Below are 15479 nucleotides of genomic sequence, written 5' to 3'. Positions count from 1 at the left end.
CACCCGTGGTGACGTGCGGGGATGCCCGCCGGGAGGAGGGTCGGGTGTCCGGGGAGGCAGGCGCCGGTGGGCCCCCGGGCACTGTTGGGCCGCGGTGGTTGACGGCCGGTCGGCCACCACGGAGGCTGGGTTCAGCCCGTCTGCCGGGCCCGTCGCCCGGCCCCGTGCCGACGTCCCCCCAGAACCCAATGTCGGTCCGGCCCGGTCACTGCTCGCCCGGGCCGGGGCCGGGCGACGCTTCTCCCTCCACAGCCGCAGTCCCTGACCCCGAGTCACCCCGCCACCGCCCCGCGGCCCGAGGCGGGCCGGCCGGGCCCGGGCTGCCGCGAAGGGTCGGCCCCGCACCGCTGACCCCGTTTCATCTCCTCGCCGCCCCGTGGCCGGAGGCCGGTCCGGCAGAATCGGGGGATGCGAATCGTGATCTTGTGTGGTGGGGAGAGCCCGGAGCGGGACGTGTCGTCGGCCTCCGGCCGGGCCGTCGCGGCGGCGCTGCTGGAGCGCGGGCACGAGGTGGTGCTGGTCGACCCGGCGGCGTCGGAGCCGGTGCTGGCCGGTCCGCTGCGGCCGGGGGACGCGGTGGCGGCGTTCGCGGTGCCCGAGGAGCCGCCGGTGCTGGCGGATCAGGGGGCGTGGCGGCGGCGGATGCACGCGGCCCTGACGGGCGGTCCGGTGCTGGAGCTGCTGCGCGGTGCGGACGTGGTCTTCCTGGCGCTGCACGGTGGTTGGGGCGAGGACGGGCACGTGCAGGCGCTGTTGGAGATGGCGGGGGTGCGCTTCACCGGGGCGGGCAGCGCCGCCTGTGCGGCGGCCTGGCACAAGGGGCGGGCGCAGGCCGTGCTCGGGGCGGCCGGGATGCCGGTGGTGCGACGGGTGCTGTGGGGGCCGGCGGAGCGGGAAGTCCCGAAGGCCGTACGGGAGTTGGTCGAGCAGGGGCCGGTGGTGGTGAAGCCGGCCGCGGACGGTTCCAGCGTCTCGGTCCACCGGGTCGGCACGGAGGAGGAGTTGGAGCGGGCGGCGGCCGACGTGGCCGAGCGGGGGCTGGAGTTCCTGGTGGAGCCGTTCCTGCCCGGGCGCGAGTTCACGGTGGCGGTGGTGGGTGGCCGTGCCCTGCCGGTGGTGGAGATCGAGCTGACCACCCCGCTGTTCGACTACGCGGCCAAGTACCAGCCGGGCGCGGTGCGGGAGCTCTGCCCGGCCCCCGTGGACGAGGCGTTCGCGGCCCGGCTCCAGGAGCTGGCGCTGGCCGCCCACGGCGCCCTGGGCTTCGGGGCGCGTTCCTACTCGCGCACCGACTTCCGCTGCGACGCGGACGGCGAGCCGATGTGCATCGAGGTGAACGCGCTGCCCGGCCTGACCGCCACCAGCCTGTTGCCGCTCGCGGCGGCCGGGGCCGGCTGGAGCTACCCGGAGCTGACGCAGCGGATCCTGGACCTGGTCGAGGGCTGAGCCGCCGCGGGGGACCCTGGTGCCGTCGTTGCGGCCGACGGGTCCCTAAGCTGCGGGTATGCCGAGCAAACTGAGCCTTGCCGAGATCACGCCCGACAACCTGGACGCCGCGATCGCCGTCCGGGTGCACCCGGAGCAGGAGCACGTGGTGTCGTCGGTGGTGAAGTCGCTGGCGGAGGCGTACGTCCACCCCGGGGTGGCCTGGCCTCGGTTGATCATGGACGGTGACCGGGTGGTCGGCTTCCTGATGGCCTTCCTGGCCATCGACTGGTTCGGTGACGGCAGCGGCGACGTCCGGTCCGGACTGTGGCGGCTCAACATCTCCGCCGAGGCGCAGGGGCGCGGCTACGGGCGCTTCGCGGTGCAGGAGGTGGCGGCCGAGATCCGCCGCCGCGGCGGCCGCCGGCTCTTCGTCACCTGGCACCAGGGCCCGGCCAGCCCGGAGAACTTCTACCTGGGCCTGGGCTTCCGCCCCACCGGCGAACTGAGCGACGGCGAGATCGTCGGGGTCCTGGAACTGATCTGACCTCAGGAGCCGTCGCCGCCACTGCCGCCGCCGTCACCGCCGACGTACGGCTGGGTGGCGCGGCGGCGGTTCGACTTGCCGAAGGCCTCGGCGGTGGCGGTGAGGATCCGGATGGCCGTGACGACGCCGTGGGTCCAGCGGGGGCCGCCGCGCTCGGCCCAGAGGATGCAGACGCAGCCGAACGCGACGAAGGCGAGCAGGGCGACGAGCAGCAGGTCGATCATGTTCCCCACCTGAGGCGCTAGGTGTCGTGAGTGGGGATCATCGCAGATCGGAGGCGGTACGGGTACCCCTGGCGGGCAGGTGTGCCCGAACGGGAATCAGCTGGGCCTGGGGCGGGCGAGGAGCGGTGCGAAGGGGGCGGCGGCGGGGTGCCAGGGGGCCTCGTACTCCCAGGAGACCCACGCGGTCGGGGGGAGGAGGGCGAGGCAGTCGGCGAGTGGGAGGGTGCCGGAGCCGAGCGGGAGGGGAGTGAGGTCCTCGGGGGAGGCGATGTCCTTCACCTGGGTGTAGCCGAGCCAGGGGGCGAGGGCGGTGTGGGAGTCGGTGGGGGTCTCGCCGGCCAGGTGGGTGTGCATCAGGTCCCAGAGGCCGCCGACGGCGGGGGAGCCGACGGCGGCGGCGAGCCGGGCGACGGCGCGGGCGGAGCGGTGGGTGTCGTGGGTCTCGACCAGGACGCGGACGCCGAGCGCGGTGGCGGTCGGGGCGATGGCGGTCAGGCGGCGGACGGCGGTGGCGTCGTTGCCCCGGGGGAAGACCCGGACGTACGGGGCGCCGAGGTCGGCGGCCAGCCGGAGGTGGGCGGTGAGCTCGGCGAGGACGGGGCCGTCCTCGCCCGGTTCGGCGATCCGGAGGTAGGAGCAGACGGCGAGGGGCAGCACGCCGGAGGTGGTGAACTGCCTGGCCAGGGCGGTGCGTTCGGCGGTGCCGAGGTCGAGGTGGACCGGCTCGCCGGGGGTGCAGCGCAGTTCGACGCCGTCCCAGCCGTGCTCGGTGGCCAGGCGCAGGACCTCGGGGACGGGGAGGCCGGGCAGGCCGAGGGTGGAGAAGGCCCACCTCATCGCCGCACCTCCACGGTGGCGTCGCCGAGCGAGGCGGTGACTGAGGAGCCGTCGGGCCAGTGGACGCGCAGCGTGGTGCCGGTGACCGCGACGGAGGGGGACGGGCCGTCGGGGGTTCCGGTGAGGCGGGCGGTGCAGGCGAAGAGCCCGTCGGTGACCGCGCCGGTGAGGGCGGGGAGGGTGGCGTCCGGGCCGTAGGCGGTGCCCTCGGGCAGGTGGTGGGCCGTCAGGGCGGTGTAGCCGTGCACCGGGTGGAGCGAGGAGTGCAGCCGGGCGGCGGTGACGGCCCAGCCGGTCTGGCGGGCGGGGGTGCCGGGTGCCGCGCCGGTGACCAGGTGGGCGCGGACCTCGTCGGGGCCGTGGGCCAGGGTGAGCGAGGTGATCCGGATGCCGTCGGCCGGGGTGGAGTGGGAGGCGGCCCAGCCGGGGCCGGTGCCGAGCGGGGTGATCCGGCCGCGTCCGGTGGGGGCGCCGTCGATCGTCAACCCGAAGTGGTTGTCCGGGAGTTCGGCGGAGAAGGTGGGGCCGGTGGCGGTGGAGTGGGCGCAGCGGGCGTACAGCGGGTCGTCCGGCAGTGCCGCGCCGTCGGCGGGCTGGTCGTCGCTGCCGTGGTTGTGCACCCGGACCAGCCCGTCGGCGGCCGTCGACTGCACCAGTAGGCCGGGGGCGGCCAACGGCCGGACGGAGTCGGCCAGTTCGGCGGGTGCGGGCTGTTCGGTGGCGGTCCAGGCGGGGTGGTCGGCGGGGAGCAGCAGGCCGAGGAAGCCCTTGCTCGACCAGTAGGGCGAGGCGGGGCCGGAGTAGGGCTGGACCATCGGGGGGTGCGCGCCGTACCAGCCGAGGGTGAGCAGGCCGCGCCGGTCGGCGGCGCCGCGGTCGAGGAAGTGCCGCAGCGCGCCGGAGGCCAGCCGCCTGGTGGTGCCGGGGGTCAGCGGGGTGTGGCCGGTGAGGGCGCCGAGCCAGAGCGGGGCGGCCGCGGCGTGACGGTAGATCAGGGACCGGCCCTGGTGCAGCGGGGCGCCGTCGGCGCCGAAGGTGCGGGCGTAGCCGTCGAGGTGGGCGGCCAGGCGGGCGCCGTGGCGGGCGAGCAGCTCGGCGTCGCCGGACAGGTGGGCGTGCAGCACGGGGTAGAGGTGCAGGGCCCAGCCGTTGTAGTGGTCGACGGCGCGCGGGCGGCCGTCGGTGTACCAGCCCTCGCCGAGGTACCAGCCGTCCAGCTTGGCCAGCCCCCGGGTGACGGCGGCCCGGCAGGCCTCGGCGTCGGTGCCGGCCTCCTCCAGCAGGCCGGGGTCGGTGGCGTCGAGCTCGCCGAGGAAGCCGGCCACCGTGAGCGGGAAGAGGTGCCAGTTGTTGTCGACCGGTTCGCGGTGGAGGGCGGCGGCCAGCCAGCGGGCGGCGCGGAGCCGGACGGGGTGGTCCAGGAGCTCCCAGAGCCAGGGGCGGGTGAGGCGCAGGGCGAGGGCGATCGAGGCGGCCTCGACCATCGGCTGGCCCCGGTCGGTGATCGGGGGCCAGGCCTCCGCCGAGGCCGGGTCGGTGCCGGTGGCCAGGCCGGCGGCGTAGCGCTCCAGCAGGCCGGTGGGGTCCTCGCCCCGGGCGCCGGCGGTGCGGAAGGCGGCGAGCAGGAAGGTGCGGGCGTAGCCCTCCAGGCCGTCCGAGGCGGGGCCGGACCAGCTGGGGCGGGGGCCCGGCAGGTCGATCCGGGCCAGGCCGGGGGAGGCGTACGGGCGGACGGCGGCCAGCAGACCGTCTGCGGCGGCCTCCCAGTGGGCCCTGGTCCAGCCGGTGTGCGGGCTGAGGGCGCGGTCCTCCGCGGGGAGCGGGAAGGGAGCGGGCATGGCGGCTGGCATGGGTGTCCTCCGTCCGGGGCTTACCGGGCCGAATCTAGGAGGAGGGTGATCACCCGTCAAGGTCGGGCGATCAAATGATCGATACAGAGATCAGATCGGATCATTCGATCCAGATCTCTTGACTCCGATCGGAGGGCGGCCCAAGATGGCGGTCACACCTCGTCAGATCGTCGTAAGAACGGTGATCCGGCGTCAAAGCGGTGCAATTCCCCCCTCACTGCCAGGAGCCGAGCCATGTCCGCTAACCCCACCCGCCCCCGCAGAGCCCTCCTGCTCGGCGCCTGCGCGCTCTCGCTCGCCCTTCTCACCGCCTGCGGCAGCGGTGGCTCCGGCTCCACCCAGGCGGCCGCGGGCGAGCAGGCCACCGACGGCAAGCCGGTCACGCTCACCTTCTGGGGCTGGGCCAAGGGCACCAAGGACGTGGTGGCCGCGTTCAACGCCTCCCACCCGAACGTCCAGATCACCTTCGAGGAGATCCCCTCGGGCAACGCGGGCGGCTACGCCAAGATCGCCAACGCGGTGAAGGCGGGCAACGCCCCCGACGTCTTCAACGTCGAGTACCCCCAGCTGCCCGACTTCGTCAGCCAGGGCGCGGTGCAGGACATCTCCAAGCTGGTCACCGCCGACCTCAAGGCCAAGTACCTGCCGCAGGCCGTCGAACTGACCACCCTGGGCGGCAAGAACTGGGCGCTGCCGCTGGACGCGGCCCCGCAGTCCTTCTACTACCGCAAGGACCTCTTCGAGAAGGCCGGCATCACCGCCCCGCCCAAGACCTGGGACGAGTTCCGCACCGCCGCCCAGAAGCTCAAGCAGGCCGACCCCACCACCCGGATCGCCACCTTCTTCCCCGACGACCCGAGCACCTTCGAGGCGCTCGCCTGGCAGGCCGGGGCCACCTGGTTCGGCACCAAGGGCGATGCCTGGCAGGTCGCCCTGACCACCCCGCAGACCGCCAAGGTCGCCGACTACTGGCAGCAGATGATCGGCGAGGACCTGGTCCGCTCGATGCCCTCGTTCAGCCAGCAGTGGACCGCCTCGCTGCAGAAGGGCGAGACGGCCGGCTACCTGGGCGCCTCCTGGGGCGGCGGCGTGCTCAAGTCCTCGGTGCCGGACGGCTCCGGCAAGTGGGCCGTGGCCCCGATCCCGACCTGGGACGGCAGCCCCGCCAGCGGCATGCTCGGCGGCACCACCTTCGCCGTCTCCAAGGACAGCAAGAAGGCCAAGGCCGCCGTCGAGTTCGCCACCTGGGCCACCACCACCCCCGAGGGCATCAAGGCCCGGATCGCCTCCGGCACCTCCTCCGCCTACCCGGCCGCGCCCGAGCTGGTGCCCGTCGCCAAGGCCGCCTTCGACACCGCCTTCTACGGTGGCCAGGACATCTACGCGGTCTACCAGGACGCGGCCAAGTCCATCAAGCCGAACTGGAGTTGGGGCCCCGCCATGGGCGCCACCAACACCTCGCTGAAGGACGCCTTCGGCAAGCTGTCCGGCGGCACCACCCTCGGCCAGGCCGTGGACGGTGCCCAGAAGGCCACCGTGGCCGAGCTGAAGAACCGCGGCCTCAAGGTCGCCGAGTGACCAGCTCCGTCACCCGGCGGAGGAAGAGCGGGAACGGGGCCGCCGCCACCCTGCTGGCCCCGTTCCTGCTCCTCTTCACCGCCTGCACCCTGGTCCCGATCGGCTACGCCCTCTGGCTCAGCCTGCACAGCGAGCGCAGCTCCGGCCTCGGCTTCGGCGGCTCGGAGACGGTCTTCACCGGGATCGGCAACTACACCCGGGCCCTGGCCGACCAGGCCTTCCGCGAGGGCTTCCTGACGACGGCCCAGTACTGCCTGCTCTACATCCCGCTGATGACCGGTCTGGCCCTCGGCCTGGCCCTGCTGCTGGACTCCGCGCTGGCCCGGGCCCGCCGCTTCTTCCAACTGGCGCTCTTCCTCCCGCACGCGGTGCCCGGCATCATCGCCGCGCTGGTCTGGATGTACCTGTACACCCCCGGCATCAGCCCGGTGATCGGTGCCCTGGAGGGCCTCGGCACCCAGCCCGACCTGCTCGGCCACCCGCTCCCCGCCGTGGTGAACATCGCGCTCTGGGAGTGGACCGGCTACAACATGGTGATCTTCTACGCCGCGCTGCAGGCCATCCCGCGGGAGGTGCTGGAGGCCGCCGTGGTCGACGGGGCCGGCCCGCTGCGCACCGCGCTGAGCGTGAAGATCCCGCTGATCCGGGCCTCGATCACGATGGTCGGCCTGTTCACCGTGATCGGCTCGCTCCAGCTCTTCACCGAACCGATGATCCTGCACGGCGCCTCACCCGGCGTCAGCTCCACCTGGACCCCGAACATGTACGCCTACACCGCCGCCTTCGAGAAGGGCGACTACGGACTGGCCGCCGCGGCCTCGGTGCTGCTGGCCCTGACCGCCGCCGCCCTCTCCTTCCTGGTCACCCGCTTCGGCCGCGGCCGCAAGGAGGCGAGCGCCGGATGAGCACGACCCGCACCGCCCGCCGCCCCTGGTCGCTCTCCAGGACCGCCGTCAACGGCGCCCTGCTGCTGGCCACCGCCTACACCCTGCTCCCGCTCGGCTGGCTGCTCACCGCCGCCGCCAAGGACACCGGCGACCTGATCGGCGGCCGCGCCCTCACCGCCGACACCTGGCACCTGGGCGCCAACCTCCAGGCGCTGGCCACCAGCGGGGACGGCATCTACTTCCGCTGGTACCTCAACTCCCTGCTCTACGCCGGGATCGGGGCCCTGCTCTGCGCCCTGGTCTGCGTCTGCGCCGGGTACGCCTTCCAGGTCTACGACTTCCCCGGCAAGGAGAAGGTCTTCGGCCTGGTCCTGCTCGGCGTGCTGGTGCCGACCACCGCGCTCGCCCTGCCGATGTACCTGCTCGCCTCCGAACTCGGCGTGGTGAACACCTTCTGGTCGGTCTTCATCCCCTCCCTGGTCAACCCCTTCGGGGTCTACCTGGCCCGGGTGTTCGTGGCCGGCTACGTGCCCGGCGAGGTGCTGGAGGCCGCCCGGATGGACGGCGCCGGCGAGCTGCGCACCTTCTGGTCGATCGGCCTGAAGATGGTGATGCCCGGCTTCGTGACCGTGTTCCTGTTCCAGTTCACCGCGATCTGGAACAACTTCTTCCTCCCGCTGGTGATGCTCTCCGACAGCCGGCTGTTCCCGGTCAGCCTCGGCCTCTACAGCTGGAACGCGCAGACCCGCGCCTTCCCCGAGTACTACCCCCTGGTGGTCACCGGTTCGCTGCTCGCCGTGCTCCCGCTGGTGATCGCCTTCGTCGTGCTCCAGCGCCACTGGAAGGCCGGACTGACCGCAGGGAGCGTCAAGTGACCCTCTACCAGGAGACTCCCGTGACCCAGCCCGACCCGACCGCGCAGCGCAGGCCGCGCGCCCTGCTCGCCATGGAGCGCGGCCTCGCCGAGCGGCTGATCGACCGGGACACCCTCGCCCGGCTCACCGAACTCGCCGACCTCGACCCCCGGTTGGTGGTGGACGACTTCACCACCCCGGCCGCCCGGGCCGCCCTCGCCGAGGCCGAGGTGATCGTCAGCAGCTGGGGCTGCCCGCCGCTGGACGAGACCGTGCTGGCCGCCGCCCCCCGGCTGCGCGCCGTGATCCACGCGGCCGGCTCGGTCAAGCACCACATCACGGAGGCCTGTTGGCGGCGCGGCCTGGAGGTCACCTCCGCCGCCTGGGCCAACGCGCTCCCGGTGGCCGAGTACACCGTCGCCGCCGTGCTGCTGGCCAACAAGCAGCTGCTGCGGATCCGGGAGGACTACCGGGCCCGCCGCACCCGGCACGACTGGCAGGACGCCTACGCCGCCTCCGGCAACTACCGCCGCACCGTCGGCGTGGTCGGCGCCTCCCGGATCGGGCGGCGCGTGCTGGAGCTGCTCCGCCCGTACGACCTGGAGCTGCTGCTGCACGACCCGTACGTGACGGCCGAGGAGGCCCGTGAACTCGGGGCCCGGAGCGTCGAGTTGGACGAACTCTGCGCCTCCTCGGACGTGGTGACGGTGCACGCCCCCGAGCTGCCCGCCACCCACCACCTGATCGACGCCCGGCGGCTGGCCCTGATGCCGGACGGCGCCACCCTGGTGAACACCTCCCGCGGCTCGCTGCTCGACCAGGACGCACTGGTCGCCGAGCTGGTCACCGGCCGGCTCGACGCGGTGCTGGACGTGACCGTCCCGGAGGTGCTGCCCGCCGACTCCCCGCTGTACGAGCTGCCCAACGTGGTGCTCACCCCGCACGTGGCCGGCTCCCTCGGCGGCGAACTCCACCGGATGGCCGCCGCAGCCGCCGACGAGCTGGCGCGCTACGCGGCCGGGTTGCCCTTCGCGCACCCGGTGCTTCCGCAGGACATCGCCCGCAGCGCCTGACGCCTGCGGCGCACCATCGGCACCTGGCCCACCGTTCCGGACGTACCGGTCGGCGTCCTCCGCCGCGCGCGGTTCCTCGCGCCCCCGGATTCTGCAACTCTTCGAAGGAGACTTTCCTATGCCCCGCAGGGTGATCGGCATCGTGATGAACGGTGTCACCGGCCGGATGGGCTACCGCCAGCACCTGGTCCGTTCGATCCTGGCCATCCGCGAGCAGGGCGGTCTGCCGCTCGGTGACGGTGAGGTGCTGTGGCCGGAGCCGATCTTGGTGGGCCGCAGCGAGCTCAAGCTGAAGGAACTGGCGGACCGTCACGGCCTGGCCCACTGGACCACCTCGCTGGAGGAGGCGCTGGAGCACCCGTTGGCGGAGGTCTACTTCGACGCGCAGGTGACTCCGGCGCGGGAGTCCGCGCTGCGGGCCGCCATCGCGGCGGGCAAGCACGTCTACACGGAGAAGCCGACGGCCGAATCCCTGGATGCCGCCCTGGAGTTGGCCAGGCTCGCGCGGGAGGCGGGGGTGTGCAACGGCGCGGTGCAGGACAAGCTCTTCCTCCCGGGCCTGCTCAAGCTCAAGCGGCTGGTCGACGGCGGCTTCTTCGGGCGGATCCTGTCGGTGCGCGGGGAGTTCGGCTACTGGGTGTTCGAGGGCGACTGGCAGGACGCGCAGCGCCCGTCGTGGAACTACCGGGCCGAGGACGGCGGCGGGATGATCCTCGACATGTTCCCGCACTGGCGCTACGTGCTGGACAACGTCATCGCCCCGGTGCGGTCGGTGTACGCGCACACCGCCACCCACATCCCGCGGCGCGTGGACGAGCAGGGGCGCGCGTACGAGGCCACCGCCGACGACGCGGCGTACGGCGTCTTCGAGTTGGAGGGCGGGATCACCGCGCAGATCAACTCCTCGTGGGCGGTGCGGGTCGACCGCGACGAGCTGGTGGAGTTCCAGGTGGACGGCACCGAGGGCAGCGCGGTGGCGGGGCTGCGCAACTGCCGCGTCCAGCACCGGGCCTCCACCCCCAAGCCGGTGTGGAACCCGGACCTGCCGGCCACCGAGTCGTTCCGCGAGCAGTGGCAGCAGGTGCCGGACAACGCCGAGTTCGACAACGGCTTCAAGATCCAGTGGGAGCTGTTCCTGCGCCACGTCGCGACCGGCTCGGCCTACCACTGGGACCTGCTGGAAGGCGCCAAGGGCGTCCAACTCGCCGAGCTGGGACTGCGGTCCGCCCGTGAGGGTCGCCGCCTGGACGTCACGGAGCTGTCGCTGTGACCACCGTCGACCTGCCCGGCACCGGCTCCCACCTCCTGCGGGAGCCGCTCGCCCTCCCCGCCGGCCCCGCACCGGTCGGCCGCACCGTCTTCGCCGCCGCCCACGTCGTCGCCGACCCGCTGGGCCACAACGCCCCCGGCGCCCCGGCTGCCGTCGACTGGGAGAGCACCCTGGCCTTCCGCCACCACCTGTGGTCACTCGGCCTCGGGGTGGCCGACGCGATGGACACCGCGCAGCGCGGAATGGGCCTGGACTGGGCCGCCACGGCCGAGTTGATCCGCCGCAGCGGCGCGGAGGCGCGGGCGGTGGGCGGACGGCTGGCCTGCGGGGTGGGGACCGACCAGCTCACCGCACCCGCCGCCCTGGACGAGGTCCGGGCCGCCTACGCCCAGCAGCTGGAGGTGGTGGAGGACGCGGGCGCGCAGCCGATCCTGATGGCCAGCCGGGCGCTTGCCGCCACCGCGCGCGGCCCGCAGGACTACCTCGACGTCTACGGCGAGCTGATCGAGCAGGCCGGGCGGCCGGTGATCCTGCACTGGCTGGGCGAGATGTTCGACCCGGCGCTGGCCGGCTACTGGGGCTCCGCCGACCTCGACGCGGCCACCGACACCGTCCTGAGCCTGATCCGTGAGCACGCCGACCGGATCGACGGCATCAAGGTCTCGCTGCTGGACGCCGGCCGCGAGGTCGCCCTGCGCCGGGCCCTGCCGGACGGGGTGCGGCTCTACACCGGGGACGACTTCCACTACCCCGAGCTGATCCGCGGCGACGAACTCGGCCACAGCGACGCCCTGCTGGGCGTCTTCGACCCGATCGCCGCCGTCGCCGCGGCCGCCCTGCGGGCCCTGGACGCCGGTGACCTGGCCGCCTACGACGCGCTGTTCGCCCCGACCCTCCCGCTGGCCCGGCACCTGTTCGCCGCACCGACCTTCCACTACAAGACCGGCATCGTCTTCCTCGCCTGGCTGGCCGGCCACCAGTCGCACTTCACCATGGTCGCCGGTGCCCAGAGCGGTCGCTCCGTCCCCCACCTGATCGAGCTCTTCCGACTCGCCGACCGGGCGGGCGTCCTGCCCGATCCGGACCTGGCCGCGCAGCGCATGAGCAGCTTCCTGGCGGTGTCCCTGTGATGCGCGGACTCTCGCTCAACCAGATCACCACCAAGGGGTGGACCCTTCCCGAGGCCGTCCGGGGGTGTGCGGAGGCCGGGATCGAGGGGATCGGCCTCTGGCGGGACAAGGTGGCCGAGACGGGGGTGGCCCGGGCCGCCAAGCTCTGCCGGGAGGCCGGACTGACCGTCAGCAGCCTGTGCCGGGGCGGCTTCCTGACCGCCGCCACGCCGGAGGGGCGGCGCGCGGCGTTGGCCGACAACCTCCAGGCGATCGAGGAGGCGGCCGAACTCGGCACCGACACCCTGGTCCTGGTGGTCGGCGGTCTGCCGGAGGGCTCCCGCGACCTGCCCGGCGCCCGTGCCAGGGTGGCCGACCTGCTCGCCGAACTGGCCCCGCACGCGGGTGACTTCGGCGTCCGCCTGGCCATCGAGCCGCTGCACCCGATGTTCTGCGCCGACCGCGCCGTGGTCTCCACCCTCGGCCAGGCCCTCGACCTCGCGGAGCCCTTCCCCGCCTCGCAGGTCGGCGTCGTCGTCGACAGCTACCACGTCTGGTGGGACCCGCAGTTGGCGGAGCAGATCGCCCGGGCGGGGGAGCGGATCGCCGCCTACCAGCTCTGCGACTGGACCCTCCCCCTCCCCGCCGACGCCCTGCTCGGACGCGGCCACGTCGGCGACGGCTTCATCGACTTCCGGGCGCTGGACGCGATGGTGGCGCAGGCCGGGTACACCGGCTGGGTGGAGGTTGAGATCTTCAACCAGCAGATCTGGGACACCCCCGGCGCCGAGACCCTCCACACCGTGGTCGAGCGCCACCGGACCCACGTGACGGACCGTCCGTGAAGGTCGTGATCGCGCCGGACTCCTTCAAGGGGACGGCCACCGCGGCCGAGGCCGCCGAGGCCCTGGCGGCCGGCTGGCGCTCGGTCCGGCCGCAGGACCAGCTGGTCCTGCTGCCGATGGCCGACGGCGGCGAGGGCACCCTCGCCGCCGTCGCGGGGCCGGCCCCGCTCCACCGGGTGCCCGGCTGCACCGGCCCGGACGGCCGTCCGGTGACCGGTCTGTTCGCCCTGCTGCCGGACGGCACCGCCGTGGTCGAACTCGCCACCGCCAGCGGCCTCCCGCTGATGGCCCGCCCGGCCCCGCTCACCGCCACCACCCGCGGCACCGGCCAGACCGTGGCCGCCGCCCTCGACGCGGGCGCCACCCGCCTGCTGATCGGCCTCGGCGGCTCCGCCTCCACCGACGGCGGCACCGGCCTGCTCACCGCCCTCGGCCTGCGTCTGCTCGACCATCGGGGTCTTGAACTTCCGGACGGAGGAGGGCCCTTGGCGTCCGTGGCCGCCGTCGACCGCGGCGCGCTGCGACCGCCTCCCGCCGACGGGGTCCACCTCCTCACCGACGTCACCAACCCCCTCCTCGGCCCCACCGGCGCGGCCGCCGTCTACGGACCGCAGAAGGGGGCCACCCCGGCCGACACCGCCGCCCTCGACCACGGACTGACCCGCCTGGCCGCACTCCTAGGCGGCGAGCCGCAGCGGCCCGGCGCCGGAGCGGCGGGCGGCACCGCGTACGGCCTGCACACCCTCTGGTCCGCCGGGATCACCCCGGGAGCGGCCGCCGTCGCCGACCTGCTCGGCCTCGGCGAGGCGGTCGCCGACGCCGACCTCGTGATCACCGGCGAGGGCCGCTACGACGCGACCTCCCATCAGGGCAAGGCCGTCGGCGAGGTCCTCCGCCGCGCCGCACGCACCCGCACCGCCGTGGTGGCCGGCGCCTCCGACCTCCCCGTCCTGACCCTGACCGCCCTGGCCGGCTCCTCCCGGGCCGCCCTGGACGCCCCGCTGCACTGGCTGGCGGTGGCCGGTGCGAAGCTTGCGGCAGGTGAGGCGGCCCGCGGCGGCGGGTAGGGGCCGGGAGAGCGAGGGGGAGAACATGACCGAAGGTCAGGACAGCGGTGTGGTCGTCTACTGGCGGCCGATGTGCCCGTACTGCGTGAAGCTGATGACCCAGCTGCGCTTCACGGACCTGGAGTACACCACCGTGAACATCTGGAAGGACCCCGAGGCCGCCGCCTACGTCCGCTCCGTCGCCGACGGCAACGAGACCGTCCCCACCGTCTCGGTGGCCGGCCACGCCCTGGTCAACCCGTCCCGCCGCGACCTGCTCGCCGCCGTCGACACCCACGCCCCGCAGGCCCGCAAGCGCGGCTGACCACCCGTCACCGGCCGGGCCCCGACCGCGCCTCGGGCCCCGACCGCGCCTCGGGCCCCGACCGCGCCTCAGGCCGCGCCGGGGTCGTGGCCGGTGACGGCGCGCGCGTAGGCGTGCAGCGCGCCGATCACCTCCGCGCGGGTGCGGCGGCCGGCCAGCACCTCCATCTGGTACCCGTCCTCCATCGCCAGCAGGCTGCTGGCCAGCAGGCGCGGCGAGTCGGTCAGCCGGAAGTGCCCTTGGGCCTCGCCGAGCACCAGGATGCCGTAGTAGACCGCGACCTGACGTTCGGTCAGCGCGGAGTCCAGCGCGGCCGCGCGCGGGTCGCGCAGGCTCCTGGGCCAGTACTCGAAGAGCAGTTCCTGCTGGGCGTCGGCGCGATCCTGCTCGGTGCGGCCGCGGCCCTGCTCGCCCGGGCCCGATTCCGCGCCTTCTTCCGCACCGGCCGCGACAGCGTGGCCGGACCGACCGTCAAGGACCACTGACCATGCGCACCCTGGCCATCGCCGCCCTCCAGACCACCCCCGTCCCCTTCGACCCCGAGGCCACCTGGGAGCGGTTCGCCGCCCAGGTCCGGGCCGTCCGAGCCACCTTCCCGCACGTCCAACTGGTCGTCGTGCCGGAGCTGTTGCTGGCCGCCGAGGCACCCCTGCTGCAGGCGCGGACCGACTGGATGGAGCAGGTGGCGGAGAGCGTCCCCGGCCCGCTCACGGACCGGATCGGCGAGCTGGCCCGGGAGACCGGGCTCTGGCTGGTGCCCGGCAGCCTCTACGAACGGGACGCGGACGGGCGGATCTTCAACACCGCGATCGCCGTCTCGCCGCAGGGGGAGATCGCGGCCCGGTACCGGAAGGTCTTCCCGTGGCAGCCCTACGAGACCACCGAGCCGGGCCACGAGTTCGTGGTCTTCGACCTCCCGGGCATCGGCCGGGCCGGGCTGGCCATCTGCTACGACGGCTCCTTCCCCGAGACGGTCCGTCAACTGGCCTGGCTGGGTGCCGAGGTGGTGATCCAGCCGACCCTGACCACCACCCGGGACAGGGAGATGGAGCTGGTCTGCGCCCGGGCCAACGCCTGGACCAACCAGGTCTACGTGGTGAACCTCAACGCGGCCGACCCGGCCGGGGTGGGCCACAGCGCGATCGTCGACCCGGAGGGCACGGTGCGTCAGCAGGCGGCCGGCGGGGAGGAGGTCCTGGTCGACGTCCTCGACCTGGACGCCGTCACCCGGGTGCGGCAGTACGGCAGTTCGGGGCTGAACCGGCCCTGGGCCCAGCTGGAGCGCTACGGGCAGGCCATCGAGCTGCCCGCCTACGGCGGTGCCTTCCGGCCCCGGCCGTCCGGGCGGGGGTGAGGGCCGGTCAGGGGGAGGGGAAGAGCTTGGCGGCCACCAGGAGCAGCAGGACGGGCAGGCTGAGGAAGGCCAGGGAGGCCAGCAGGCAGCCGAGTTCGGCCAGTGCGTGTCCGGTGGACTGGTACCGGACCGGGGTCTGGTGCCCCGCCGGTGTCGTGCGCCACTTGCCCGAGGTCCGACTCACCGGGCCAGTCTCCGGCAGGCCCGGGGGCCGGCGCCTGAGTACCGGTACTCAATCGAGGGCCGGGCTCGACG

The 15479-nt window shown here is 73.9% G+C and carries 17 protein-coding genes; 12 read left to right on the top strand and 5 right to left on the bottom strand.

Features of this window, described 5'->3' with window-relative positions:
• The first annotated feature begins 408 nt into the window (after positions 1–408).
• The gene (locus tag ACWCYY_RS22815; RefSeq protein ID WP_449797054.1) at positions 409–1446 is read left to right on the top strand and encodes a D-alanine--D-alanine ligase family protein; all 1038 of its coding nucleotides are present in this window, start codon (positions 409–411) and stop codon (positions 1444–1446) included.
• Positions 1447–1504: 58 nt separating this feature from the next.
• On the top strand, positions 1505–1972 hold the full coding sequence (locus ACWCYY_RS22810; protein ID WP_345279481.1) for a GNAT family N-acetyltransferase: 468 nt from the start codon (positions 1505–1507) through the stop codon (positions 1970–1972).
• 2 nt (positions 1973–1974) lie between these two features.
• Here ACWCYY_RS22810 and ACWCYY_RS22805 read toward each other — a convergent pair whose 3' ends face one another.
• The 3 genes from ACWCYY_RS22805 to ACWCYY_RS22795 form a co-directional block, all read right to left on the bottom strand.
• Positions 1975–2196, bottom strand: coding sequence for a hypothetical protein (locus ACWCYY_RS22805; RefSeq protein WP_345279483.1), 222 nt, complete (start codon positions 2194–2196; stop codon positions 1975–1977).
• 96 nt (positions 2197–2292) lie between these two features.
• Positions 2293–3033 carry a sugar phosphate isomerase/epimerase family protein gene (locus ACWCYY_RS22800; RefSeq protein ID WP_449797053.1) on the bottom strand — a complete coding sequence of 247 codons (741 nt, stop codon included), beginning with the start codon at positions 3031–3033 and terminating at the stop codon, positions 2293–2295.
• A complete protein-coding gene (locus tag ACWCYY_RS22795) occupies positions 3030–4883 on the bottom strand; it encodes a DUF2264 domain-containing protein (RefSeq protein WP_449797052.1) in 1854 nt (617 codons plus the stop codon). The genes ACWCYY_RS22800 and ACWCYY_RS22795 overlap by 4 nt, the downstream gene beginning before the upstream one ends.
• Positions 4884–5117: 234 nt before the next feature.
• Between ACWCYY_RS22795 and ACWCYY_RS22790 the strand changes: the two genes are divergently transcribed.
• The 9 genes from ACWCYY_RS22790 (at position 5118) to ACWCYY_RS22750 (ending at position 13870) form a co-directional block, all read left to right on the top strand.
• A complete protein-coding gene (locus tag ACWCYY_RS22790; RefSeq protein WP_449797051.1) occupies positions 5118–6461 on the top strand; it encodes an ABC transporter substrate-binding protein in 1344 nt (447 codons plus the stop codon).
• A complete protein-coding gene (locus tag ACWCYY_RS22785) occupies positions 6458–7366 on the top strand; it encodes a carbohydrate ABC transporter permease (RefSeq protein ID WP_345286564.1) in 909 nt (302 codons plus the stop codon). The genes ACWCYY_RS22790 and ACWCYY_RS22785 overlap by 4 nt, the downstream gene beginning before the upstream one ends.
• Positions 7363–8223 (top strand): carbohydrate ABC transporter permease, encoded by an 861-nt coding sequence (locus tag ACWCYY_RS22780; RefSeq protein WP_345286566.1) that lies wholly within the window; start codon positions 7363–7365, stop codon positions 8221–8223. Before ACWCYY_RS22785 ends, ACWCYY_RS22780 begins: the two co-directional genes overlap by 4 nt.
• 71 nt (positions 8224–8294) lie before the next feature.
• Entirely contained in the window at positions 8295–9275 is a 981-nt protein-coding gene (locus tag ACWCYY_RS22775; RefSeq protein ID WP_345286693.1) for a hydroxyacid dehydrogenase, read from the top strand.
• Between the two features lie 118 nt (positions 9276–9393).
• Positions 9394–10545 (top strand): Gfo/Idh/MocA family protein, encoded by a 1152-nt coding sequence (locus tag ACWCYY_RS22770; RefSeq protein ID WP_449797050.1) that lies wholly within the window; start codon positions 9394–9396, stop codon positions 10543–10545.
• Positions 10542–11675, top strand: a complete 1134-nt coding sequence (locus ACWCYY_RS22765; protein WP_449797049.1) for a dihydrodipicolinate synthase family protein — start codon at positions 10542–10544, stop codon at positions 11673–11675. The genes ACWCYY_RS22770 and ACWCYY_RS22765 overlap by 4 nt, the downstream gene beginning before the upstream one ends.
• Complete coding sequence (locus tag ACWCYY_RS22760) at positions 11675–12499, top strand: sugar phosphate isomerase/epimerase family protein (RefSeq protein WP_345286569.1); 825 nt, start codon at positions 11675–11677, stop codon at positions 12497–12499. The genes ACWCYY_RS22765 and ACWCYY_RS22760 overlap by 1 nt, the downstream gene beginning before the upstream one ends.
• Entirely contained in the window at positions 12496–13566 is a 1071-nt protein-coding gene (locus ACWCYY_RS22755; RefSeq protein ID WP_449797048.1) for a glycerate kinase, read from the top strand. The genes ACWCYY_RS22760 and ACWCYY_RS22755 overlap by 4 nt, the downstream gene beginning before the upstream one ends.
• A 25-nt stretch (positions 13567–13591) precedes the next feature.
• The gene (locus ACWCYY_RS22750; RefSeq protein ID WP_345286573.1) at positions 13592–13870 is read left to right on the top strand and encodes a mycoredoxin; all 279 of its coding nucleotides are present in this window, start codon (positions 13592–13594) and stop codon (positions 13868–13870) included.
• Positions 13871–13938: 68 nt separating this feature from the next.
• On the opposite strand, the gene ACWCYY_RS22745 is transcribed toward ACWCYY_RS22750, so the two are convergent.
• Complete coding sequence (locus tag ACWCYY_RS22745; RefSeq protein ID WP_449797047.1) at positions 13939–14352, bottom strand: hypothetical protein; 414 nt, start codon at positions 14350–14352, stop codon at positions 13939–13941.
• 5 nt (positions 14353–14357) lie between these two features.
• Here ACWCYY_RS22745 and ACWCYY_RS22740 point away from each other — a divergent pair, with 5 nt between their 5' ends.
• On the top strand, positions 14358–15224 hold the full coding sequence (locus ACWCYY_RS22740; protein WP_345286579.1) for a carbon-nitrogen hydrolase family protein: 867 nt from the start codon (positions 14358–14360) through the stop codon (positions 15222–15224).
• 7 nt (positions 15225–15231) lie between these two features.
• Here the strand turns inward: ACWCYY_RS22740 and ACWCYY_RS22735 are convergent, their stop codons facing one another.
• Positions 15232–15408: a hypothetical protein gene (locus ACWCYY_RS22735; RefSeq protein ID WP_345286581.1), complete on the bottom strand. Its 177-nt coding sequence runs from the start codon at positions 15406–15408 to the stop codon at positions 15232–15234.
• Positions 15409–15479 lie beyond the last annotated feature (71 nt).

The organism is Kitasatospora sp. NPDC001664, from assembly GCF_053596675.1.
This window is presented reverse-complemented; position numbering and strand designations above follow the sequence as displayed.